At 37.5% G+C, this 25,953-nt stretch carries 19 protein-coding genes; 10 read left to right on the top strand and 9 right to left on the bottom strand.

Annotated features, from left to right (window positions below):
- Positions 1–48: 48 nt before the first annotated feature.
- Positions 49–741 carry an SIMPL domain-containing protein gene (locus RIB54_RS21890; RefSeq protein WP_350103027.1) on the top strand — a complete coding sequence of 231 codons (693 nt, stop codon included), beginning with the start codon at positions 49–51 and terminating at the stop codon, positions 739–741.
- A 92-nt stretch (positions 742–833) separates the two neighbouring features.
- On the opposite strand, the gene RIB54_RS21885 is transcribed toward RIB54_RS21890, so the two are convergent.
- Positions 834–1,166 carry a cupin domain-containing protein gene (locus RIB54_RS21885; protein ID WP_350103026.1) on the bottom strand — a complete coding sequence of 111 codons (333 nt, stop codon included), beginning with the start codon at positions 1,164–1,166 and terminating at the stop codon, positions 834–836.
- Positions 1,167–1,260: 94 nt separating this feature from the next.
- Here RIB54_RS21885 and RIB54_RS21880 point away from each other — a divergent pair, with 94 nt between their 5' ends.
- Both RIB54_RS21880 and RIB54_RS21875 read left to right on the top strand, forming a co-directional pair.
- On the top strand, positions 1,261–2,217 hold the full coding sequence (locus RIB54_RS21880; protein ID WP_350103025.1) for a lipid A deacylase LpxR family protein: 957 nt from the start codon (positions 1,261–1,263) through the stop codon (positions 2,215–2,217).
- 60 nt (positions 2,218–2,277) lie between these two features.
- Positions 2,278–3,198: a DUF6563 family protein gene (locus RIB54_RS21875; protein WP_350103024.1), complete on the top strand. Its 921-nt coding sequence runs from the start codon at positions 2,278–2,280 to the stop codon at positions 3,196–3,198.
- A gap of 49 nt (positions 3,199–3,247) precedes the next feature.
- Here the strand turns inward: RIB54_RS21875 and RIB54_RS21870 are convergent, their stop codons facing one another.
- Together RIB54_RS21870 and RIB54_RS21865 are read right to left on the bottom strand one after the other, a co-directional pair.
- Positions 3,248–5,707, bottom strand: coding sequence for a TonB-dependent receptor (locus tag RIB54_RS21870; RefSeq protein ID WP_350103023.1), 2,460 nt, complete (start codon positions 5,705–5,707; stop codon positions 3,248–3,250).
- Positions 5,708–5,918: 211 nt separating this feature from the next.
- Positions 5,919–6,431 (bottom strand): phosphoglycerate mutase family protein, encoded by a 513-nt coding sequence (locus RIB54_RS21865; protein ID WP_350103022.1) that lies wholly within the window; start codon positions 6,429–6,431, stop codon positions 5,919–5,921.
- Positions 6,432–6,546: 115 nt separating this feature from the next.
- Here RIB54_RS21865 and RIB54_RS21860 point away from each other — a divergent pair, with 115 nt between their 5' ends.
- The 3 genes from RIB54_RS21860 (at position 6,547) to RIB54_RS21850 (ending at position 10,995) form a co-directional block, all read left to right on the top strand.
- Complete coding sequence (locus RIB54_RS21860) at positions 6,547–7,701, top strand: tetratricopeptide repeat protein (protein ID WP_350103021.1); 1,155 nt, start codon at positions 6,547–6,549, stop codon at positions 7,699–7,701.
- Between the two features lie 81 nt (positions 7,702–7,782).
- Positions 7,783–7,911 carry a hypothetical protein gene (locus tag RIB54_RS21855; protein ID WP_350064795.1) on the top strand — a complete coding sequence of 43 codons (129 nt, stop codon included), beginning with the start codon at positions 7,783–7,785 and terminating at the stop codon, positions 7,909–7,911.
- A 222-nt stretch (positions 7,912–8,133) separates the two neighbouring features.
- The gene (locus RIB54_RS21850; RefSeq protein WP_350103020.1) at positions 8,134–10,995 is read left to right on the top strand and encodes a M16 family metallopeptidase; all 2,862 of its coding nucleotides are present in this window, start codon (positions 8,134–8,136) and stop codon (positions 10,993–10,995) included.
- A 75-nt stretch (positions 10,996–11,070) separates the two neighbouring features.
- Here the strand turns inward: RIB54_RS21850 and RIB54_RS21845 are convergent, their stop codons facing one another.
- The 6 genes from RIB54_RS21845 to RIB54_RS21820 all read right to left on the bottom strand — a co-directional run bounded on the left by RIB54_RS21845 (position 11,071) and on the right by RIB54_RS21820 (position 21,431).
- A complete protein-coding gene (locus tag RIB54_RS21845; RefSeq protein ID WP_350103019.1) occupies positions 11,071–12,720 on the bottom strand; it encodes a DUF8614 domain-containing protein in 1,650 nt (549 codons plus the stop codon).
- A 599-nt stretch (positions 12,721–13,319) separates the two neighbouring features.
- Positions 13,320–14,768: a PKD domain-containing protein gene (locus tag RIB54_RS21840; RefSeq protein ID WP_350103018.1), complete on the bottom strand. Its 1,449-nt coding sequence runs from the start codon at positions 14,766–14,768 to the stop codon at positions 13,320–13,322.
- 137 nt (positions 14,769–14,905) lie between these two features.
- Positions 14,906–15,805, bottom strand: coding sequence for a DUF4249 domain-containing protein (locus tag RIB54_RS21835; protein WP_350103017.1), 900 nt, complete (start codon positions 15,803–15,805; stop codon positions 14,906–14,908).
- A 3-nt stretch (positions 15,806–15,808) separates the two neighbouring features.
- Positions 15,809–18,178, bottom strand: a complete 2,370-nt coding sequence (locus tag RIB54_RS21830) for a TonB-dependent receptor (RefSeq protein ID WP_350103016.1) — start codon at positions 18,176–18,178, stop codon at positions 15,809–15,811.
- A 68-nt stretch (positions 18,179–18,246) separates the two neighbouring features.
- Complete coding sequence (locus RIB54_RS21825) at positions 18,247–19,077, bottom strand: DUF4249 domain-containing protein (protein ID WP_350103015.1); 831 nt, start codon at positions 19,075–19,077, stop codon at positions 18,247–18,249.
- A gap of 2 nt (positions 19,078–19,079) precedes the next feature.
- Positions 19,080–21,431 carry a TonB-dependent receptor gene (locus tag RIB54_RS21820; RefSeq protein WP_350103014.1) on the bottom strand — a complete coding sequence of 784 codons (2,352 nt, stop codon included), beginning with the start codon at positions 21,429–21,431 and terminating at the stop codon, positions 19,080–19,082.
- Between the two features lie 299 nt (positions 21,432–21,730).
- Here RIB54_RS21820 and RIB54_RS21815 point away from each other — a divergent pair, with 299 nt between their 5' ends.
- The 4 genes from RIB54_RS21815 to RIB54_RS21800 all read left to right on the top strand — a co-directional run bounded on the left by RIB54_RS21815 (position 21,731) and on the right by RIB54_RS21800 (position 25,760).
- Entirely contained in the window at positions 21,731–22,642 is a 912-nt protein-coding gene (locus tag RIB54_RS21815) for a YheT family hydrolase (protein WP_350103013.1), read from the top strand.
- A gap of 26 nt (positions 22,643–22,668) precedes the next feature.
- Positions 22,669–23,361 carry an SOS response-associated peptidase gene (locus tag RIB54_RS21810; RefSeq protein ID WP_350103012.1) on the top strand — a complete coding sequence of 231 codons (693 nt, stop codon included), beginning with the start codon at positions 22,669–22,671 and terminating at the stop codon, positions 23,359–23,361.
- Entirely contained in the window at positions 23,358–24,560 is a 1,203-nt protein-coding gene (locus RIB54_RS21805) for a tetratricopeptide repeat protein (protein WP_350103011.1), read from the top strand. The genes RIB54_RS21810 and RIB54_RS21805 overlap by 4 nt, the downstream gene beginning before the upstream one ends.
- 96 nt (positions 24,561–24,656) lie before the next feature.
- Positions 24,657–25,760 (top strand): fatty acid desaturase family protein, encoded by a 1,104-nt coding sequence (locus tag RIB54_RS21800; RefSeq protein WP_350103010.1) that lies wholly within the window; start codon positions 24,657–24,659, stop codon positions 25,758–25,760.
- Positions 25,761–25,953: the final 193 nt, after the last annotated feature.

Below are 25,953 nucleotides of genomic sequence, written 5' to 3'. Positions count from 1 at the left end.
ATGGAATTTGATTTATCCCTGCATCATATAGAAAAACGAAAAAACATTATGAAAAAGTTATTGATAGTTACAACAGCAGTTTTGATGTCATTCACAGGAATGGCGCAGTCAAACAACAGTTCGAAAACAAAGCAGATTGAGGTTAATGGAAGTGCTGAAATGGAAATAGTGCCTGATGAGATTTCAATCAGAATAACATTAAAGGAATACAAAAACGGTTCTAAGACTGTAAGTATGAATACGCTCGAAGGTGGGCTTGTAAAGGCTGTAAACCAATTAGGTTTACCTAAAGAAAGCTTAACTGTGGACAATATTTATGGCTACAATTGGGACTGGAAGAAGAAAAAGGCAGATGATTACTTATCTACTAAAAGTTTCCTTCTAAAAGTTAAGGACGTAAAAATGATTAATGACCTGGTGGATAAGCTTGACGCTGAAGGTGTAAATGGGATGAATATCGCGGAGGTATCGCATTCAAAAATTGAGGAATACAAAATGCAACTTAAGATTAAGGCATTAAAGTCTGCTAAAGAAAAAGCCACTGCTTTATTAGCTTCTATTGATGAAGAAATTGGTGGAGCCATTGAGGTGCAAGATGTTGATTTTGGTCAGCAGGCTCCTATGTATCGAAGCAATATGATGATGGATGCCAAGATGGAAAGCAGCGGCTACCAAAGCAACTTAGATTTTAAGAACATTACTATCAATGCTCAGATTAGAGCAGTGTTTGAGATAAAGTAAAGTTTTTTATACTAGTTACTTCACTTAGTAACGAAACGAGAGGTCTCCATCTTAATAGGAGACCTCTCACCCTATCGGGATTCAAGGTGGCGTTACTCATACAGTTTCCTATAATCCTCTCTTACAGGGTGGAAAACATCAATGATCTTACAGTCTGTTAAAGCCACAGCGGAATGCTTTGCATTTGCCGGAATAACGGCCACCATTCCGCTTTTGAGTATTGTCGTTTTCCCTTCTACGGTCATCTCCAGTTCACCTTCCAACACGTTAGTAACCTGTTGGTTTATATGGTGATGTTCTGGTAAAATACCTCCTTTTGATGCATCTACATAGGCAACAGTAAGTTCATCCGTGTGAACAAATCGGGCATTAAATCCTTTAACTAGTTCATGAGAAGGCAAATCTTTATTATCTACAAATGGCATGGAAGTTCTATTCTTTAAAAGTGGTTAGCAATGTATTTCAACTAAATTAATCAATTGAAAAATCTTATTGCCATGAAACTTTCGTATTTACGAAATGAAGTTTATACTTTTAATTTTATCACTACTTACTGCCTTCAGCCAGGTTAGTGCACAAAAAATCAATCACACCTCCGCTTTTAGAGATACTGAAGGTGATCATTATTTCAGATTCCACTACGATAACGACTACTTTTCTTCATCTGATGAGAATTATACACAAGGCTATAATATTGAATTTGTAGCTCCTGCATTGATAAAAAACCCAATCAACCATATACTATTCAAAAATCAAGATTGGGCTAATAAATACGGACTATCGATTGAGCACATTGGCTATACGCCAAACAAAATTGGTCGGTCAGAGATTCAATATGGAGATAGACCCTTTGCCTCAGCGATAATGCTAAAGAGCTTTATCATTAGTACTGATACCGCAGGCAGATCGAGGATATGTACAAGTTTGAGCCTTGGAGCAATTGGCCCGTTGGCTTTTGGCAAAGAGATGCAGACCGCTATTCACAGGGCTATTGATGGCACAATACCTCAAGGTTGGAAACATCAGATAAGCAATGATGTTGTTGTAAATTATCAGCTAAGCCATGAAAAGCAAATGCTTATAATTGATAACCTATTTGAATTACAAACTTATGCATCAGCCAATCTAGGTACACTTTTCACCAATGCATCAGCAGGATTTACAACGTTGCTCGGGCAGTTCAACTCAATATTAAATGGCAATGACAGGTCGAAAAGGTTTGACTTCTACATCTATTCACAACCTGTTGTTAATTTCATAGGATTTGATGCTACACTTCAAGGTGGCATGTTTAGTGTTAGTCCCTATACGATTGAAGGTGACTCTATTCAAAGAATCACCTTCCAATATAATTTTGGATTAGTCATTAAATCAAAAAAACTGTATTTTGAATATAGTAGAATCTACATTACACCAGAGTTTAATAATGGCCCAACTGCAGGCTGGGGTGGATTAAGAGTTGGGGGTAAGTTCTAAAACTCCTGACAGTATTTTCTAAATAATATCTTATGGACAAACGAAATAGATAATTTAAGTTTGTCAACTATAAAAATTGATTATACCATTCTGTACATGCGAACATTGTTGATATTCCTATTTATCGCTAATTCTTTTCTAGCCCATTCACAAGAAATTATAATTACCCTCAAGGAAGGTAAGAAAATAAAATCTATCGTTTCTGCACATAGTGACCACACTTTATATACAAAAAATGGAACTTTTGAGTATAGTAAAATTGATGCCATCGAATTTCTTAGCAATGAAAAAAGATATTTATCGAAGCAGGATGATATTTATCATGATTTAAATTTTTCGAAAGATCAAAATTATAAAAGGCACTTAAACCTGACAGAGCATGAGAAGAGTTTGATAATCAATGCCGACACGCTAAAAAAAGGAATCTATCTGTCATTTAATGAATTTAAATACAACAACCCTTCTCTTCCTTTTGACTATGATATCTCTTCAACTGAAAAGAAATATGAGGAAGCATTTTCAGGGCATAAGGAATTAACGTTTTACAAAATCTTTATAAATAAAACCAAGTCTAAGTCAATAGGTAAAATATTCGGATTCTGCGATGGTAATAATATATATCTACACCCTCAATATGAGAAATATGGCTCAGCAGACAAGGGTTTTGCTAAATTCGATTTGAATACACTTTTTAGTAAAATAGAATATTTAGGCAGGTATTGTTTTTTTGAGAACATAGCAACAACTCGCTTTACAAGTCCAAATAGCAATTTTGCCACCACTGTAACAACCTCTACGGAAAAAGTGTATAAAGTGATGGACGCCATTTATGGCTCTGTTCAAATTTTAGATAAAGATTCTCTAAGGAATCTAATTGCTGATGATCCGGAACTCCTCAATGACTTTAATGAGGAAAAAAATAAATCAAAACTGCTAAAGGAATACTTTTTCAAATATATGGAGAAACACGAAACGGATTAGCCCCTATTCATTTGACTACTCCAATTTCATATGATGCTGTCAGGTTTCTCTAAAACTCCTCGCCCCCACCATCATAATCACCATCTTCTCCACGTTTGCCACCTCGCTCTTTCTTCTGGTTGATACGATAGGTAAATGATAATCTCGCCTGTCTTGATCTCCACTGAAACTCGCTAGTCTCAACCAATGTCTCCGTAACCAAATCACCACGGTATTTTCTTGTATTGAACAAATCCCTTATGCTAAGGTTAAGTGTGCCTTTACCTTTCAATACATCAATATTGGCTCCTAAATCCATTGAGTACATGCTTCTTCTTTTACCCTGAACTGTATTTTGTGGTGCCCTGTAATTTCCACTTACCTGAAAGTTCATTTTACCAACCTTAGCCCTGGTATTTAATCTAAAGTTAGCGGTAACAGCATCACGCTCAAGCTTCTGTCCTTCGAAAGAACCCTCTGTAATTGCACGATAAAAATTGGCGTTACCATTAATATTAAACCATTCAGTTGGGTCAATGCTAAAATTACCTTCAATACCAAAGGCGTCTTCAATACCTATATTGTATGGTGTTGTAATTGTACTTGGGTTCCCAGCAAATTCTCCCGCCACACTTATTCTGTCAATAACCCCCGTAGTATATCGGTAATAACTACCTATATAGATAGAGGCCTTTTTGAGATTGTTCAGAATACCTAATTCATAAGAATCGGTATATTCAGGATTTAAGTCGGTATTACCCCTTCTAATATTTCTTGGATCGCTAAAAGATGAGAAAGGGTTTAAATACCAGAACCTTGGTCTTGACAACCTTCGGCTATAGCTCGCTTGTATGGTTCTGATTTTACTTAGGTTGTAGGAAACGAAAGCACTTGGAAATGCATTCAGGTAATCCTTTTCATCAGTTAAATTACCTTCGCGTTGAAAAGTAGTAATATAAGTCTGCTCCATGCGCAGGCCAAGCTGATAACCCCATTTAGTCATCTTATTTTCAAAAATGGCATATCCGGCATGTACATCCTCATTATAGATAAATTCATTACTAAAATTGAGATCTTCAAATATTTGTTCAATGGGAACAAATTCTCCCTGATCATTTATCTCCAAAACGCTATAGTCACTTGAAATCTCCCTTAATGTTCCTCTATACCCGGCTTCAAACTTTTTGCCCTCGCCCATTGGATATACATAATCAACCTGTGCTAATATGTTCTTATCACCCTGAATATTAATTGATCTTTGATATTCACTGAGCGACTCATTTTGTTCTAAATCAGCCTGCCCAATAGTAGAAGCCTCTGTTTCATCATTATCACGATATTGAAACTGTGCGGTAAGCTCATGGCCTTCTTCCTCGAAGGTTCTTGTATAATTCAGTTGATACTCATAGTTGTCATCATCTTCCTTTTCAAAATCCTGACGGAGTGTATTTCCAATAATGTCTAAATTTTCGTCTCTATCCGTATATTGAAGGTCAGTAGTATTTTCTTCATCAGAGACTCTCACCATTGCCGAAGCAGTAATAATATTTTTGTCATTTAAATAAAAGTCTGCACCAAACCTGAAGTTGTGAGATACTCCCGATCTTACTCTGTCATTATCAATATAAGTGTAGGTAGTGGTGTCATTGAAAACAGATTTTCTGTCTGTAAATCCACCGCCTGGATTTTCCCTGTAGTTGATGCCATAGCTACCAAATAAGTTAAATGCTCCAGACCTATAATTAGCGTTACCTGTAAATCCATAATTGGCTGGCAATCCTAAATTGGTGGTAAAAGCCCCATTAAAACCCCTTTGCCTTTCCTTTTTCAAAATAATATTGATTATACCTGCAGAACCTTCTGCGTCATATCTTGCCGAAGGATTAGTAATTACTTCTATTCTCTCAACCAAATCGCCCTGTAATTGACGAAGGCCGTCCTGATTATTAATACCCACTAAACCGGAAGGTTTGCCATTGACTAAAATCCTTACATTCTGACTACCTCTCAGGCTAACATTTCCTTCTACATCCACCGCAACTGAGGGAAGTTGCTCTAATATGTCAGAGGCATTGGCACCGATGTTATTTAAGTTTTCTGCAACATTAAACACCCTTTTGTCAAGCTCCAGTTGCATTTGGTCTTTCGCCCCTGTAACCACCACTTCCTGGAGTGTTTCGGTATCAGGGCTCATCACCACCTTGCCAATATCCACAGTCCTGTTTTCCCTACTTAGACTAACAGTTTTGAAGACATCTCCATAAGAGATGAATTGCAATTTCAATATATATTTACCTGGTTTCGGCTTGAGACTGAATATACCAGTAGCATCCGTTATAGTTCCATCTACTAAAGCACTATCAGAAGCATTTAACAAACTTATGGTGGCAAACTCAAGTGGTTGCTGGGTTGATTCATCAATAAGTTGTCCTTTTATTTCAAAAGGTGAATCGCCTCCACCCGGTCTCTGGGCAAAAATTGGAGAAACAAAAATCAATAAAAAAATGGCTGAAAGTAACTTTCTATGCATAATAACTATTTAACTGATGAGACCCGTTATTGTTTTGGTCTTCATTTAACTTTATGTTTAAACAACGAATACAAAGGTTGGATGCTTTTGAGAATTAAAACTTGCGGTCTGATAAATTTTAATCAAAAGTTTTTGCGAAAGGCATAATAAAAGGGACAGTCGGTCCCTTAGTTATTTATTATTGCAAGATTGGTTTGTGTTCTTAGCCCTGTTACATTTCACTATCTGCGCCATATTCCAACACTGTAACCTTAGCATTTCCTAATTCAGAAAAAGTAACAATGTATAGGTTGTCATAGTCGGATTCATCAAGGGATTTAAACTTATCCTCTTTTATGATTTGGTTAATTATAGCCGGTGTGGTATTTGAATGTCCTGAAAAAACCAATGTTTTGCCTTTGGAGTTGGATATTAGATCAACAACCTCCTGCATTTTAAAAGGGTTGTAATCTTCAATTTTAAGCTGCTTAGCTTCTGCCAGAGGTGCTACAGTTTGTCTGGTTCTTTTGAAGGGTGTAGAATAAATGCCATCTATTGGCTGCCCTTGAAGCACCCGCACCAACTCCTTAGCTCTTTCTATTCCCGACTCCGTCAGATCAGGATCCCCAGCTTCATCCACACCTTTCTCAGCATGTCTCACAAGTATAACAGTAGTCAATTCTGACTGTGCCATGGCACTAGTACTAAATAAAAGAAGCGCAAAAGATATTATTAACTTATTCATTAGTTTCATGTTTATATTCAAATATACAATTTCCTGACATCCATTATAATCTATATTTCTAAGTTCATTACCTTTCAATTATAATGCTAACTTTACTATACCAACTAAAAAATCTATGAGAAAAGGTCTTCTTATTTTGTTAATGGTCTTTTTGGCTTTTAAATCTGACGCATTTCAAAATTTAGACAGCTTAGAGAATGCGTTAAAAACGGCTCAGGGCAAAAACCGGGTTGACGTTCTAAATAAGCTATACATTGTTTACAATCGCCTGAATCCCACCAAAGCGCTGGAGCAGTCTATACTGGCACTTGAACTGGCCAACGAAATTTCATATCCTAATGGAAGGGCGGCTGCACTAAATAATATTGGTGTAATCTACAAGAATCAAGGTGTCTATGATGAAGCCTTGGAGTACTACATTGAATCGCTAAGAATAAGTACAGAAATTGATGATAAGAAAGCACAGGCATCTACCTTGAATAATATAGGCACTGTTTATTCTTTAAAAAAGGTATATGATAAGGCGCTAATATATTTTATTGAGTCGTATGATCTTTTTAAATCCATAGGAGCCAATGGAAGTCTGATCGATGCCATTAATAATATCGGAAATGCATACATGGAAATGGGCCGGGAAGATTTGGCTTTGGACTACTATTCTGAAGCCATGGCGCTATCCTCCAAAAAGGATATTCAATTAGAGGGGTCATCTAATTCTCTAAATAATGTAGGTAATGTTTACTTCTACCGTGGCGATTATGCAAATGCACTTTTATATTATCAGAGAGCACTGGAACTAGAAGAATCCAGCGGTAATATATTGGGAGAAGCCTATTCAAAATCGAATCTAGGGGCAACATATATAGAGATAAAGGACTTTAAAAGTGCTAAAGCTAATTTGGACTCTGCGTTGGTCATTGCTCAAGAAATGAGCGCATATCCTCTTTTACAAATAATCTATAAGAATCAGGCCAGATTGTATTATGAAACCAAAGATTACAAAAAGGCTTATGAAACGAGAATGTTATTTGACCAGGCCAAAGACTTTGTTTTCAATGATGAAAGCAGCAGAATGATGGCACAAATGGAGGTTGCTGTTGAACTTCAGGAAAAAGAAAAGGAACTTCAGCGTCTTAGAACAGATCAGCAGATTCAATCTTTACAAATAGAGAACAGTAGAATAGTAATTATTTTGGGTGTAATGGGAAGTATTATTCTGTTGGGCGCAGGTTTTATAATATTGAAAGTGAGAAAGAAAGCTATTACATAAATGAATAATGAAAAGAATGTTTTCTTTTCAGGATTTATAAATTAAATTTGAAAACTTTATAACCATTAACCTGACTTAGAAATGCAACAATATATCGGAGATGGAGCAAGCTTATTTATTACAATAGTAGCTTGTATCATAGGATTTTTAGCAGCTGTAGGCAAGCTAGACCAAATGAAGACTGAAAAGGAAAACCCAAAGGAAGAGTAATTTCGTCTTCCTGAATTTTAATATAATACAATAGGCCATCTGTTCTCTAGCGGATGGCCTATTGTATTTTGATATAGTTTGAACAAGACCTCTTGAGAGATGTTTGTTAACAATACCCGTAATAATCCTTTAAACGATGTTAGATTCCGCTTAAAGCAAATAATCCAAACAAATCATTTTAAAATTTTAATTTAGAGTACCTATAACCAAAAATAAATATTTATGAAACTCGGTAAATCAATTTTAAGTCTTGCCTTGGTAGCAGTACTGGCCTTTCAGGCCTGTCAGCCAGAAAACAAGGAAGATGAATCGAAGGCAAAATTGTCGGTAGAGTATGAAAAATATACACTGCCTAATGGTCTTGATGTAATTCTGCATGAAGACAAGTCTGACCCTATTGTTGCAGTAGCTATACAAATGCATGTTGGCTCTAACAGAGAACTTCCTGGAAGAACCGGATTTGCTCACTTTTTTGAGCACATGCTTTTTCAAAAGTCAGAAAACGTAGCTGAAGGCGCATTCTTCAAAAACATCAATGACTTAGGCGGTCAGTTTAATGGTGGCACCTGGACTGACGGAACTGTTTATTATGAAGTTGTTCCTAAAGATGCACTGGAAAGAATCCTCTGGATGGAATCTGATAGAATGGGATATTTTATCAATGCCGTTACAGAAAAAGATCTTGAAGGTGAAAAACCTGTTGTGCAAAATGAAAAGAGACAGCGTGTTGACAATGTGCCTTATGGACACAGAAACTACGTGATTAAAAAGGCCTTGTACCCTGAAGGGCACCCTTACAACTGGGAAGTGATTGGTGAGTTGGATGATTTACAGGCAGCTACTTTAGGTGATGTAAAAGATTTTTACAACAAATGGTATGGGCCAAATAACGCCACTTTAGTTGTAGCTGGTGACTTTGATAAAGAGGCACTTAAAGCTTGGATAGAAAAATATTTTGGTGAAATTCCTTCCAGAGGAGATGACACTCCAATGAATCCGCAGCCTGTTACATTAGAGGCATCTAAAATGTTCTATCATGAAGATGACTTCGCTAAGGTTCCTGACTTAAGAATGGTATACCCATCTGTAGAGCAGTTTAATGATGATGCCTATGCTTTAGCAGCTTTGGGTGAAATCTTAACTGAAGGCAAGCGTGCTCCACTTTACAAAAAACTGGTTGAGGAAACCGAATATGCCGAAAGTGTATTTGCCTATAATGGTGACAGTGAGCTGGCCGGAGAATTTAATATTGGCGTAAGGGCTAAGGACGGTGTTGACCTGGACTCTGTTTATGTTGCTATTCAACAAGCGCTGGATTCATTTGAAAAGGATGGCTTTTCTGATAAAGACCTACAAAGAATTAAAGCCCGTCAAGAAACGAATTTCTACAACGGAATCTCCAGTTTATTAGGTAAGGCATTCCAATTGAGTAATTACAATGAGTTTGCTGGTTCTCCTGATTATATTACCACTGATATTGATAAGATTCTGGCCGTAACAAAAGAAGATGTTATGGCTGTTTATCAGAAATACATCAAAGGCAAGCCTTTTGTAATGACAAGCTTTGTGCCTAAAGAACAGTTAGAGCTTGCTGTAGATGGTTCTGAGAAAGCCACAGTTAAAATTGAGGAGGTTGTTCCAAACGAGGAGCCAAAAGAAATTGCTGATGCAACTACTGAGATTGAAAAAACCGAAAGTGTTATTGACCGGGCAACAGAACCTGCTTTGGGAGAGGCTCCTTTAATAACCCCTCCGGTGATTTATGAAGCAAGCCTAAGCAACGGTTTGAAAATTTATGGTATCCAGTCAGATGAGTTGCCGCTTGTTAATTTCAGTCTGAGAATAAAAGGAGGTCAGTTGTTGGATAATCCTGAACTGCCTGGAGTTGCTAACCTTATGACTGACATTATGCAGGAAGGCACAGCAAACAAAACCCCTGAGGAACTGGAAGATGCCATTGGCCAAATTGGTGCTAACATCTCTATGTACACATCCAGCGAAAGCATTACAATATCTGCCAATTGCCTTGCGAGGTACTTTGATGAAACTGTGGCTTTGGTTGAAGAAATGCTCCTTGAACCAAGATGGGATGAAGAAGAATTTGACAGAATCAAGAAAAACCAGATTAACAGTATCAAACAAAGAACGGCTAACCCTAACATAATAGCCTCTCAGGTGTCTGATAAAATGATTTATGGTGACGATCACATTCTTTCGAAACCTATAAGTGGAACATTGGAGTCAGTAGAGAAGATCACTATTGAAGACTTGAAAAACTACTACCAGAAAAATTACTCACCTAATGTTTCTGCATTTCATATTGCAGGAAGTGTAAGTGAAGAAAGTGTGACCAGCGCCTTGAAAAATATTGAGGCCAAATGGGCAGCAAAAGAAGTTGACTTCCCTGTTTACACTATTAAAGAACCTAGCGCAGAAGATAATATCTACTTTGCCAACTTTAATAATGCCAAGCAATCTGTTATCAGGGTTCAGCGACTGACTGTTCCGAGAAATGACCCCGATTATTTCCCATTGACCGTAGCCAACTATGGGTTAGGCGGGAATTCTGGTGGTGAGCTTTTCCAGGTGCTTAGGGAAGAGAAAGGCTATACCTATGGTGCATATTCTTATGTAGAGGCCAGCACATTAGCGGCTCCTTTTACTGCAAGTTCTAGTGTTAAGTCCAATGTTACACCTGAATCGATTCAGGCATTCAAAGATGTGATGGAAGGTTATAAGGCTAACTATGACTCAGCCCAACTTGAAAAAGCCAGAACTGCTTTGATCAGACAGGAGGCGCGTGCCTATGAGACATTGGGTCAGAAATTAAGTATTCTTCAAAACATATCGTCTTATGATTTACCTAAAGACTATATCAGACAAAATCAGGAAGAGCTTAAAAAGTACACTGTTGAAGATATGAAGGCGATAATGGACAAATACCTTCAGGTTGATAAAATGTCTTATATCATTGTTGGTGATGCTAAAACTCAATTAGAAGGAGTTGAAGCTCTAAATATCGCTCCGGTAACAAAGGTGGACGAAAACGGTAATCCAGTTGATAAAAAGATAGAAGCTAACTAATAGCTGAAGCTATCCAAATAATAAAGGCCATCCGCTTACCAGCGGATGGCCTTTTTATTATAATTCGGTTGATTGTTACAGACCCAGCACTTCAACACCCTGTTCAAAAACAATGTCAACAGGAATTCCGGCCTGCGAGAGTTTGTATAAATCCATTTTAAGCTCCTCACCTATCATGGCTTTTTCATCAACTAAAGCTTTAACCCCTTCATAGTCACCATCACCTTGAAGCATTAATATCTTTTCAGAAAGCGCATTCATGGCCTCATTCATCTTGTCAAAATTAATGCTATATAAACCTGTTTCGGCATTTTTAGAAAAAGCGCCCATTTCCTGAAAGAAATTAAACCTGATCATATTGGCTTTACCATGAGCGCTGCTTGCTCCAAACCTTACCGAACGGAAGATACTGGCCATAAATGTGGTATAATACTCCTTCAAGTCTCCCTCTACTTCTCCTTGCTCATGAAGTTTAGTAATCATATATAATCCTAAAACATCCGCCTTACCTTCTTCCAATGCAGAAGAAAACTCCTTCAAGGCTTCCCTTACTGTACCCTTATCATTAATAGTATTTTTTATGCCCAAGCCATGAGCCACTTCGTGAAACATGGTGTTGGCAAAAAATGCATCGAAAGTGATATACCCCCTTTGTGATTCTTCAATCAATAAATCAGCAATAGGCACTAAAATTTTATCGAATTTTGCACGCATTGCATTTTTAAGCTGCGACCTTCTGGTACCCTTCTCCAGTTGAACTTTTTCATCATTTGGCAAGTTGACAGCTATTGTCTTACTGCCTGCGTTACAATCACCGGCATAATAAACCACATCAAAAGCCGCTAGCTGTGAATCTGTTCCAGGAGTTTCAGCTTTATATTCATCTGCTACAGGAAGGCCTTTTTGAAGCTCTGGAAGCAGTTCTGCATATTTTGACAAGCGCTCGCTCCATTCCATATCTTTAATAAGTACATAAGCTTCATGCGCTGTTTTGTAAGCAAAAAGTTGATCTTCATAATTTTCGATAGGGCCGGCAATAAGATCTATCTGGTTGGTCTTCATATCCATCCAGGCAATGTCACTGGCATAATAATCATCAGTAAGTAAAGCATCAGCCCTTAGGTTCAGATAATTTTTCAACTCTTCATTTTCGGCTAATTCAGCAGCCTCCTTCATCAAATCACTGGCCTTCTGAACTTCTTCAGCAAAATATTCATGATAAGGAATAGCAATCAGATTACCATCTTCATCCCTGTCAATCATAGTATAAAGGGATGTTTTTCCTTCAAGGTCAGCTTCTTCAAATTCCTCCTTGGTCATGTCTTGAGGATAATATGTGGCACCCGCTGGCTTCTCTCCAAACCCGCTAATGAAAGGCTTATTGCCATCTAATCTATCCCATGGCCCATAGTTAATTTCCGTAAATCTTTTAGCTAAAGGATTTGAAATTGTATCAAGAAGCGCACTTTTATCGCCAAAGGCCTCTTTCCAAAATAGCCCATCCATAATTTTAGCTATTTCTATAAGCTTAGGAATCATCAGTTTTTGCTTTTCAGAAAGCTGGGAAAGATCGGTAGTAAGCTTTACTGTGGTGTACTTATCATTAAGCACTTCGTATTTACTTTTTACAGCAGTTTCTGTTTTTTCTTCAGCTTGTTTATTTTCACAAGCCGAAAAGATTATCAAACCACTAAGAGCAGTAAGTTTTATTGATTTTGATAACATGTCAATTGATTTTGGTTTAGAATGGGAATTTAACCAAAAATGAATTAAGTCATATAACCATTATTGTCAAACTGTTATTGATCTCACAGTAGAAAAACTAAATACATACCTAATAAGTAGTTTTAGGTTAATATTTTATTGCCTTGGCAAACCAACTAAAACCAGTATGAACTAAGTCCTATTGACTGGTGAAATGAAATTTATTCTATTGCTGCCTTTAAAAGTAATTACTAGAAAAATAGGTCTTATTTTGAATGATTTAATCGCTAATGCCCTGAAATAAGCCTTTATTGAAGAAACTGAAGTTATACTTTCCATAAGTTTTGAGAGAAAAAATGAGCAATGCATCCTTAGTGTTCAAGACTCGGGTATTGGTTTACCCATGAACTTAAAAGAAGCTAAAACAACGGGAGTGCGCATAATCAATGCTCTTTCGGAACAAATTGAAGCTACATTAGATATTAAAACAAATCTGGAGCCTCATTTGAATTGAGGTTTAAATCTTCCTACAACACTTTTTAATTAACAATTGCCCAAAAAAATAAACACCCGTGAAATATATCACAGGTGTTTTATATAAACACTAAACCCTAACTTACTTAAGGAGTTGCCTCAACAATAGTGTACAAATCACTACCGTTTATTTTGAACTTATAAGTAAACACATCAATACTAAAGCTTTCCCCAGTTCCATTTTTGGTTAAATATACACTCCAATCATCTCTAAGGTTTTCTGTAAATGATGCTATTAAAGTACCATTTGGTTGACGTTCTTCCCAAGTATTTGAGCCTATGTATTCAATATAATTTCCATTTTCAAATTTAGCATAACTCACATTTCTTCCAACAACACTGCCGTATTCAGTAAAACCAGAGGTGGCCGAAGTTTGAGAAATATCCAGAATGTTATTGCCTGCACTTCCCCTGGCTTTTATCCAAAATGTTTTAGTTGATTCAGATGATGTTCCTACTACTTCATAAACGTCTTTACCACTAATTATCTGCATTGAAACATCCTTAAATGGATCATAGTAATAAAATTTATTACCTGTTCGCACGTATTTACCTTGACTATCTTCATCAATTCCGTAAATCCATGTACCTGCTACATTATACCATTTGTTGGTAAAAAAATCAGGCAAATTAAGCGCTACAGCAATTTCTACATCCTTAGCCATTTGGTTGCTACCATTTCCATTAGCTGTCAGCGTTACAGTATATGTACCATTTGCGCTATACGTTTTTGATGGATTTTCTTCAGTTGAAGTGGTTCCATCACCAAAATCCCAGCTATAAGAAGTTCCATTTGAAGATGTATTAGTGAATGTCACTTGAAATCCGTTAACTGAAAAACTAAAATTCGCTTCTGGTGGCCCTTGCTCCGTGGTAAATCTTGAACTAAAAGTAGTTGACATTGGATTACCATTTAAATCTTCCAATTCGGATAAAACAATTAAATATTCGGTTTCATAATTAAAATCTTCTGATGGATCAATTGTCATTGAACTACCAGAAATACTAACGTTAGCAACAATAGAGTTTGATGCTCCTCCGGATAAAATTACAGAACTATTGTTCACTGAATTAATATCAACAGCCTCAGAAAATGTTACTACAATATTAGTATTTAAGGCTACCCCAGTGGCATCAGAGGAAGGGCTTATGTTAGTAACTGTTGGCCCTTCTGTATCCAGTGCTTCTACGTTTATCAGTCCTGATTTTGTTTCTGTATCAGAACCACTGGAATTAACAACTGTGAGTATAACATCGAAACTACCAGCAGCAGGATATGTTACTGTTGGTGATTCACTAGTTGAAGTTGAAGGTGAACCACCTGGAAATGACCATAATATTGTTTCTTCGTCTTTCGAAGTGTTTGTAAAAGTTACTTGTTCTCCTTCTTTAATTGATGTTGTACTTTGTGAAAAAGAAGCCGAAGGTGCAGGCACTGGTTCAGAATCTTCCTCTGACGAGCATGCTTGAGTGATAGTTAAAATAACAGCTACATATAGGGCGTAAGCTGAAATTTTTGTAATTAGATTTTTCATAATATTTAAGAGGTTTGTTTCCACCAATTAAAATATTAATGTGATCTCATATTTAGATTTAGGGATGAAACGCAAGATTATGTTGTTTAACTACTAGATTTTGTAGTAAGCGCTTTTCACTGGTAGTTGTAATACTGTTACTCCATCAACTTCCTGCCTCTTCCGGATACTGAAGAAACATTAAAGAAGCCAATAACCTTATTGATCTGATCTGGCGTTTGATCCACAATGTTTGTACTTACATTTTCTAAAGGCTCAGCAAATATTTCGTCAAAACCACCATCGCGCTGTGTTTGAATCTGCACTTCTTGCAAAAAGTAGAAGGCTTCATTTGTGATTGAATGTATTTCAACATACAGCGAATCTCCAATTATATAGGGCTCTATAGCATCTAAGTCATCGTTTAGCGGTGTAACGGCATCTTGAATAGGTTGTATAAATACAACGCCATCAATATTTCCTCCAGCATTGAAGCCAGCATCATATGCTATATTCAAATCAAAAGGATTGTTTAGAAATACCCCATTCTTATATGCTTTTATCCAATAGGTATCACCCTGACCTCTAAAATCCGTGGCAACAAATTCACCATAATACCCCTCTGGCTGAAACACGTTCTGCTCTTCTTTAAAAGTGAATTTCAAAGAATCGATTATTGGCACTCGATTTAGTGAAGATGATGCAGTATAAACTTTACCATTTAACTCTATTCGCAACTGGTATAATGTTCCTTCGCTCTCAATTTTCTCAGCTACATTGGTTGGATCCCAGGTATATTTGCCATTTAAATTATCTCTAAATTCAAATGTATTACCCTTAGAGTCTTTAACCTCAACAGTAGCTCCAGCTATGCCTCTGGGTTCTTCACTGTTAAAATAACCCTGTGTTGCCGTAAGGCTTATTACCTGAGGTTCAGGCTTATCATTGATCCAGGCATCAACAACCAAAGCTGAGGGAGCATCTTTAAGGTCAATCGATATTTCATCCTCACATGAATAAAAAACAAAACCGATCAGTATAATTATTAATCTTTTCATTTTTTAAAAGACAAAATTGTATGAGATAGCAGGTACCGGAGCACCTATAATTGAGAATTGATTTGCTAGGGTATTTACCTGATCCCCCATAACCACACGGCCCTGATCCTGAGAGAAGAATATGGAAAATGGATTCTTATTTCCATAAATATTGTACACGGAGAAAACGAAGTAGTCATCCACTCTACGCTCTTTCCCAGGTTTTCCAGGCAACCATTTGAGGCCAATGTCCAATCTGTGTGTGGCAGGAATTCTCAGGTTATTTCGCTGATTAAAATAGTCATATGGAATGGTAACACCTTGAATTGTAAATCTTGAGGTAGGTGCCGTGATAGGTGCTCCTGTTATATAAGTGAAATTAGCTGAAAGCGATGTTCTTTTGGTAAGTTGATACTCCCCAAACAGTTTTAAATTATGAGTTTGATCATACCTTGTTGGGTACCATTCATTATTGTTAATACCGTCCGTTTTTAATTCAGACCTTCCTAAAGTGTAACTGATCCAGCCATTAAGGTTTCCGGCATTTTTCTTAATACTAAATTCCACACCATAAGCACGTCCATCTCCACTAATCAAATCGCCTTCAAGGTATTCGTTAATGAATATATCAGCACCACGAACATACTCTACTTGCTTTTTATTATCGCGATAATAGCCTTCAATACTCGTTTCAAAACTGTTACCTCCTCCAAAATTTCTGAAATAACCAAGTGCGTATTGATCACCCAATTGAGGCTCAACATTATTAGTACTTGGAGTCCACAGGTCAATTGGTGTTGGGGCAGCTGTATTGGACACAAGGTGTATGTACTGCGCAGTTCTTGTATAGCTAGCCTTAACAGACCCATTGCCTACTTTATACCGCAATGAAGCACGCGGCTCCAGGTTGTAATAGGTTTTAATAGATTCACGGCCATTTACTTTATTTGCCGAAATCAATTCCTTTCTTTCTCCGGGCGATGTAGCCTGAAACTCGTAGACATTTCCGGGGCCCATGTACTGAAATGATGAAAACCTTAGACCATACCGTAAAGTAATTTTGTCACTTAGCTTCTGGGTATTATCAATGTATACAGCACTTTCCAATGCAAATTTATTATCTAGGCTTATATCACTCACCTGACCATCTGAAACACCAACAGCCTCAGCTGGTCTGAACTTATAATAGGTGGCTTCCCCGCCAATTAGCAGCTCATTATTGGTGTTAAGAAAATAGTTGAAGTATGGTTTAAAAGTGTAGGTGACGATCCTCGAGTTCCAATCAAATTTGTCCAAATCGTTTTCACCAAAACTGAAACCATAGTCAAAAGAGCTAACTATAAATGCGAAGTTTGAGAATAACCGGTCATTAAAAAGGTGATTCCATCTGAGCGTACCTGTTACATTTCCCCAGTCAAAGCCCTGTCTTTCATCAAACCTAAAGACGTCACGACCGAAATACCCTGACAAATACAGCTTGTTATTATCGTTAAAATCGTAATTGACTTTGGTGGTCAAATCATAGAAAAACAATGTGGCGTCATTGGTAAAAGGCTTTGCCAGAATATCTATATATGACCTTCTGCCAGCTACAAAAAATGATGACTTGTCCTTTTTTAAAGGACCCTGTACAGCCAGGCGGCTAAACACAGTGCCAATACCTCCGGATATACTTCTTTCCTTGGAATTTCCTTCCTTCATGCGAACATCCAGAATGGACGAAAGCCGGCCTCCATAATTGGCTGGTATACCCCCTTTTATCAGTTTTATATCCTTTACGGCATCAGGATTAAAAACTGAAAAGAAGCCAAAAAGGTGTGATGAATTATAAACAGGGGCATCATCCAGCAAAACGAGGTTTTGCCCTACACTTCCACCTCTTACGTTAAACCCAGAAGATCCTTCTCCAACGGAACTAACTCCCGGTAAAAGTTGAATGCTTTTGAGCACATCAACCTCACCAAGAAAAGCGGGTATTTTTTCAATTGTCTTAATATCCAGTTTCTCAACACTCATCTCCACATCCGAAACATTGGCATCAAGTGCTTCACTGGTGACCACAATTTCATCCAGCTGCTTGCTTTCAGTCACTAACTCAACATCCAGCCTTTGATTTTCAATTAATTCAATGGTCTTTACCTGCGTTGAAAAACTTACATAACGATATTGAATTGTATAGGTACCAGAAGGAAGCGTAATAGAATAGAAACCGTAAATATTAGCAGCAGTGCCTGTACCAAGCTCCTCAATAAAAACAGTTGCACCGATGAGTGCCTCTCCATCAGCTTCATTTTTTATGTAGCCACTGAGAGTAACTTTCTCCTGCGCAGAAAGAATGGAAACACTGAAAATTGATAATAAGAAGATAAAAATTAGCTGTCTGCCAGAATCCATGACGCAAATCTATGTTGTCAACATTAGCTATGACAGCTAACCTTTAAAAATGTTCAACCTTTAGCCTTCTATTCTTCAACCTTAATACTTTCTGAAACTACCGAACTGGCCTGAAAGAAGCCCAGGGCACCCCCTTCAATATTGGTTCTGGGGTTAACTGGGGGTGAACCAAACATGCCACCATCGCTTTGCAATAAATTGATCAGATCATTATAATAAATGAACCCAGCATTAGAAATACTGTACATTTCCACTTTTCCTATGTCACCTAATTTATAAAAAGATGCCGTTGGAATGCCATTAATCTCTTCGGCCAGCAAATCGTCATTGCTGAAATAAATGTCTGTTGGACTATCCAATACAAGTGTATCATTTCTGTAAAATTTAAAAAGATAGAAGTCTTTTGTTTCTTGTGGCTCATGAGCATAAAATAAAATCTCATAGAAATAATTCTTTCTTTCGGGCTCGTCAAACTCATCTTCATTTACAATAACAGTTAATGAATCAATAGCCGTTACTGGGTACAGGTTGTCTTCAGCGGTATAATTTGTGCCATCAACCTGAACAGTCAATTGATAAGTTTTACCCACCTCTCCAGAGAAAGGAACTGTTGAAAAGTAAACCCCATCATTGTCAGAGTCAAGCGTAGGATTATGAATGTAATTATAAGTAGTTGCACCATCAGTTACAGAAACAGTAGCGTTGGTGATAGCCTTAGATGTACCTTCAGCATAAAAATCAATCGACCTTGATACTTTTACATATTGGTTTTTGAATTGATCTGAAACCAGTCCGTCAATGATTACAACAGACTCCGATTCTTTCAAGTCTAACTGAACAGTTTCTTCACATGCTGTAAAAACTACTATGGCTATTATAGCTATGATATATTTTTTCATCTTTAAAATCTTATATTATAAGTTACTGATGGCAATATTGGAAAGAGCGATATCTTAACTGCCTCTTTTTCATCACTATAGACACCATCTTCTATTTCTTTTAATCTTGTATAAATGGTAAAAGCATTTTTTCTACTATAGATATTGTAAATGGAGAATACCCAGCTGCTTTGCCATTTTCTGTCTTTGTTCTTCTTAGGAATGTAAGTAGCAGAAAAGTCAAGTTTATGAAAATCTGGTAGTGCATAGCCATTTCGCTCGGTAATATAATCTACCTGGTAGCCATCGTACTCATATCTACCTGCCGGCACTGTAATGGGCCTGCCCGAAGAATAGCTAAAGTTTGCACCAAACTGCCACTGATCACTTAGGTCATAGGTTCCGACAAGATTCAAGACATTTCTCCTGTCATAATTGGCCAAAAAAGTCTTGTCGTTATTTACTCCCGGCACATCTCTTTCCGCCTTGGACAATGTGTAACTCACAAAACCTGTAAACCTGCCTTCTTTCTTTTGTGCCATGAGTTCAAGGCCGTATGACCAAGAGTTTCCCTGTCGATATTCAGTGGTTAAGTCATCGTTGAAAAACAATTGGGCATTATCAGCAAAATCAGTCACATTTTGAATGTCCTTATAATACACTTCTGCAGAAAGCTCTATTGAATTGTCCTTTATATTTCTGAAATAACCAGCGGCTACCTGATCGGCTATTTGTGGTTTCAGGTATGGACTGCTTGGGCTCCAGGTATTGAACGGAATAGGCACAGTACCACTGGAAATTAAGTGTGTATTCTGAACCATTCTATTGTATGATAATTTTACTGAACTGGTCGCATTCAACAGGTACCTTGCAGAAAATCTTGGCTCAAGGTTAACATAGGTTTTGATATTCTCAAACGCTCCATATGAGACAGTGTCAATTCTGGTAGGGTCAATATTATCTTTAGGGTCTTCATATATGAAAACATCTTGCTTACCAATATTCTGAAAAACAGATAGCCTCAGCCCATATCTAAAGGTCAATCGATCTGATATTTTTTGTTGATTGCCAACATAAAAAGCATGATCCAATGCGTACATCTTGTCAATTGCCTGCTCTGTAAATAGTGAGCTTTCAGATGTTGGGGTAATTCGGCCAGGACTAAACTGCCTGTAGGTCAAGTGATAGCCAAATTCAAATTCATTGCTTGTATTTAAGAAATAGTTAAAATCCTGTTTTAACGTGAGCTCCTGAAGATTGGATTTCCAATCAAAGCCCTGGGCATCATCTTCCAACCCTAATTTATAATCAAAATGGCTGGCTATTATTGAGGTATTGGAAAACAACCTGTCATTAAATAGGTGATTCCACCTGAAAGTCCCTGTTGTATTGCCCCAATCAAAGCCAAATACATCTTCAAAGCTAAAAACATCCCTACCTAAATAAAGCGCAAAGAAAAATCTGTTGTTGTTATTATGCTTCCAGTTCACCTTGGCATTTACATCATAAAAATGCACCAGGTTATCCTGATTAGCTGCCTTTAAAAAAAGGTCGACATAAGAACGCCTGCCCGAAACAATAAAAGAACTCTTATCCTTTCTAATTGGCCCTTCCAACATAAACCTGCTGGCCAGCAAACCTATACCTGCTGCACCGCCTAGTTTTTTATTATTTCCATCTTTGGTCCTCACCTCCAATATTGAAGAAAGCCTTCCTCCATACCTTGACGGAATACCTCCTCTATATAATTCAGAATCCTTGATAACATCGGCATTGAAAACTGAAAACAAGCCAAACAAATGGGAAGGATCATAAATCGGTGCCTCATCAATGAGTATTAGGTTTTGGTCAGCGCTTCCTCCCCTCACAAAAAAGCTTGACGTTCCTTCGCCAGCGCTAATCACACCAGGAAGCAATTGTATTGTTTTGATAATATCAGGCTCACCGAACAATGCAGGAAGCTTTTTCACCTGTTTGATATCCAATTCGTTTTTGCTCATTTTAATATCACTGACATTGGCATCTATTGCTTCATCAGTAATGATCAGTTCTTCCATTTGCCGAGCTTCTACAGGAAGTTCAATATTGAATTCAACGTTTTCCTTTAGCTCAAAAACCTGTTCTACCGTCTGATAGCCTAAATACGAAAATTGAAAAGTATAGGTGCCTGGTGGAATGCTCACCGCATAGAAACCATAAACATTGGTAACGGTTCCTGTTCCCAGCTCCTTAACCAATACTGTAGCTCCAATAAGTTCTTCGCCATTTTCAGCATCTTTTACATATCCATTGACCGTATGGCGCGTCTGTGCTGTGGACTGATGAGAGATAAAAAAAATCGCAGCCAAAATTGCTACGAGAGAAATTTGTTTCATGTGTAGTGTTTGTTGTTTTTGTTATAACATGACCCTAAGACTTACTTACATTTCAAAAGGCTGCCTGTACCTGTAATTAATTTTTAATTTGATGTCATGCTAACGTTGTGAGAATTTAATTATTTTAAGTTCTGATAGGCTTTAATTCAAGATTGAAGTAAAACTATGGAGACTTCACGAAAAAAAGTAGAAATGGTTTCTCAAATCATTAAAATTACATTGAATGGTAATTTTACCTTAACGAAGTGACAATATACTGTATGAACTATAGGCCTCCGAAACTATATTTTAACCCGCACATGGAAACTATCCTGCCTGCCTTGCTTCGAAGGGTAAAGTTCATACCCTATCAAAGGGAAAGGATAACAACTCAAGATGACGACTTTTTAGATCTTGATTGGGTTGTAAATAACAGCGAGAGACTGGTTATTATTTCGCATGGACTTGAAGGCAACAGCCATAAGCCATATGTGCGGGGAATGGGCAAGGCCTTTTATGAAAATAACTATGATATACTGGCTTGGAATTACAGAGGATGCAGTGGAGAAAGTAATCGGCAACTGCGCTTCTACCATAGCGGGGCAACGGATGATCTTGATCTTGTAATTCAACATGCGATAGGCAAAGGATATAAGCACATTGACCTTGTAGGCTTTAGTTTGGGAGGAAATATGACACTGAAGTTTTTGGGTGAAAAGAAAAATGAAGCCTATCCTGAAATTCGAAAAGCCGTGGCTATTTCTGTGCCTTTAAATCTCCATTCTAGCTGTATAAAAATCTCGGAGCCTGATAACATAATTTACTCTAAGAGATTTCTTAATAACCTTAAGCAAAAAGTTAGCCTGAAGGCTAAGGCCATGCCTGACCTACTTGATACAAAGGGGCTCAATAAAATAAAAACCTTAATGGCCTTTGATGATGCTTACACAGCCCCAATTCATGGTTTTAAAAATGCAGTTGACTATTACAACAAATGCAGCTCCCTCTATTTTTTAAAAGATATACAAACCCCGACTTTAATTATTAATGCGCTAAATGATCCTTTTCTGGCTGCTGATTGCTACCCAATAGAAAAGCTTTACGGGCATGAATATGTAACCTTAGAAACACCTACCTATGGCGGTCATGTGGGATTCACAGCCTTCAACAAACAGAAAATGTTTTGGTCTGAGCAGAGAACATTGGCCTTTATCACTAAAACCGATTCCTAAGCATCAAAAATTATTAATTTAGCATTATGGGAGATAGATATACCATTTCAGCATCAATAGAAGCACTAAAAAAACGTTTTGGTGTTGAGGTTGGTGATTGGTATCAACCAAGGTATAACGCTGCCCCTACGCAACTGCTGCCTGTTATTACACAAGGAAGCAAAGGAATTTCCATGTTTCACTGGGGGCAAATACCGGGCTGGTCTAAAAACAAAACCATTAGTGGTAAGCTCATTTTTGCTGAGCAAGAAACATTAATGGAAAAAGCTTCATCCAAAATTGCTCTCCAGTCAAGAAGGTGTTTAATCCCTGCCGATGGGTATTACGATTGGAAGAAGATCAGCAAAAAAGGCAGGGTAGCACACCGGTTGATTTTTGGAAATAATGATATTGTAGGCTTCGCTGGTTTGTGGGAAGAGTTTGAAGATGACAAAGAGGAAGTGGCACATACTTTCAAAATAATAACCACTGCTGCCAATGGTGTAATTGCCCCCATGAACCATAGAATGCCAGCCATAATTGCTGCAGCTGATGAGAAAGCCTGGTTAGATCAAAATACAACTGCTGAAAAGGCGTTAGAGCTTATAAAAAGCTATCCTGCCAGTTCAACAAGTATGTATAGTGTATCACCTAAAATTGAGCAGGACATCGACAATGAATATTTGATCAAACCCTTTGCCCCTGCCGACCAGTTTGGTAATTACTCCCTATTCGATTGAAAAAACTGCTACTACTTTTTACAATTCTTTATAGCACTACAGCATTTAGTCAGAGCCAAATTGATCTGTTATTTAGGTGTGAAAAAATACTGGCCGAAGGAGACACTGCACGAGCTCTGGATGCTTTTAAAGAAACACTGAGATTTTACCCTCAAAGTTTTTCTGCGGCACTTCGTTTGTCTGAGATTAACTTCTCAAAACGTGATTACTTTCTTGCACTTCAATATTGCAATATAGCACTGGACATTACAGATAACTTTATCACGGAACAGGAAAGTGCTTTGGCAAAACTTGGTTTTGCCCCCGAAGAGGCCAAAGCCCAGATTAAATTCTTTCAGGATCAGGCATATATGCACCATTTGAAGGGTATGATAAGAATTGAGCAGGAAAGGTATCTGGACGCTGAATTTGAATTCAGGAGGTCAATTAATCTGGATAGCACTGTTATGCAAGTCTATATCGATTTGGCAAAGCTATTGGCATTACAAGGCAGGTTCAGTGATGCTAAAAAAGAATTAAAATATTCTATTACTTTAGACAGTACCAGCACCAAAGCAAAAACTCAGTTGGCCACGCTCCATTACCAGCTGAAGGAAGTTGATTCTGCTATCTTTTATTATCAAATAGTACGTGAGAACAATCCAAATAACAAATGGCCTTATTATTATTTGGGCAACATCTATGCGGAGCAGAAAAAGCATGCTGATGCTATTAGTAATTTCGAATCTTATTTGAAGCTGGATTCGGCATCCGAAGAAGTACTATACCGTAAGGCAGTTGAACATATTGAGCTGGCACAGTGGGAAAAAGCCTTAAAAGAATGGAATAAAGTAGTAGCGATAAACCCCGACAATTCTGAAGCCTGGAGAAACAAAGGACTCACAAATTTCCAGCTTGAAGCCTATGATAGTGCCATTATTGATTTTAGCCAGGCACTAAAACTTGAACCTGAACAGGCTTACACTCAAATAAACAGAGGGTATTCCTATTACCTGATTGGTGAGCCAAAAATGGCACTCCAAGATATTGATCAGGGGCTTGCGCTCGTACCTAAGTATTATCTCGGCTATTACTTTCGTGCACTCGTCTATCGACAGCTTCGTAAAAAGAAAAAGGCTTGTGCTGATTTGAAAACCGCTGTAAGTTTAGGAATGAAAGATGAAGAAATAGATAAAGACCTTCTATCAAAATGCTATTGACACGATTGATATTTTTTTGTTAATTCGATTCCAACGAACTAATATCTGTAGATAGTGTTATCTTTGCAACTTTAAAGGAATAGAATGCCCACCACAATGAATTACAAGAATCTTAAATTTTCCAGAGACACGCACAATAACTTCATAGGGGTTTTGAGGAAACGCGTTGGAAATTATTTTGAAACCAATAACATTTCAAAATTCGGCAATGCACACATGGTTTGGAAGACAATCATCTTGATTGCCGCTTACTTCTTGCCTTATGGGCTTATGCTTGCTGGTGTTGTTACGAACATATGGATAATGCTTGCCTGCTGGATGGTTATGGGAGTAGCTATGTCAGGTATTGGCTTTTCTATTATGCATGACGCTAATCATGGTGCCTATTCCAAGAATCAAAATGTAAATAAATACCTTGGGTATATCATCAATCTGGTTGGTGGTAGCTCTGTAAACTGGAAGCTTCAGCACAATGTGCTTCATCATACTTACACTAATGTTGAAGGTGTTGATGAAGATATTGATCCGGGAATATTGATGCGCCTTTCTCCACATGCCAAGCATTACAAATTGCACAGAATACAGCACATCTATGGCTGGTTTTTATATACATTAATGACCTTTCTTTGGATTACGACTAAAGATTTTAGACAGTTATTCAGATACAGGGAAATGGGCTTGACAAAAACCCAAAACATCAATTTCGGATGGCAATTGGTGAAATTAACCTTAAGTAAGGTAGTATATTATACCATTTTCCTGGTCATTCCTTTGCTGGTTCTTCCTATAGCCTGGTGGCAAACAGTGCTGTTCTTTATCATTATGCACATGGTAGCCGGATTTATTCTTGCCATTGTTTTCCAACCAGCTCATGTAATGCCAACTACACAGTTTCCTATTCCTGATTCAGATGGGAATTTGGAAAATGATTGGGCGATACATCAGTTATTTACTACCACGAATTTTAGCCCAAACAACTACCTTTTGAATTGGTATGTAGGTGGATTAAATTATCAAGTGGAGCATCATCTGTTTCCTACCATTTGTCATGTGCATTATAAGAAGCTTTCAAAAATTGTGAGAGAGACAGCACAAGAATTTGGTTTACCGTACCATACCCAACCTACTTTTGCTAAAGCACTATGGCTACATGCCAAGATGCTCAAGCAGTTGGGCAAGCCGGATTTGGTGGTGGCTTGATCGCCTGACTAAATCAATAGTTTTGATTTAAAATGAAAGTATTCATTTCTATTGGTAATGGTGCCAAAAATGGTTGGTGATTTTTAGTGGATCATTGTATTATTTTGTGATTGTAAATCTGAAGAGGAAGTAGGCTCTGCTGAGGAGCAACCTGCCAGCAATAGGACTTACCAAGTGGAATGAACCTCTCTTC

This window comes from Fulvivirga sp. (genome assembly GCF_040218215.1).
In the GTDB taxonomy this organism is placed as follows: Bacteria; Bacteroidota; Bacteroidia; order Cytophagales; family Cyclobacteriaceae; genus Fulvivirga.
Note: the sequence above shows the minus strand (reverse complement) of the source record. Positions and strands in the feature narration are given on the sequence as shown.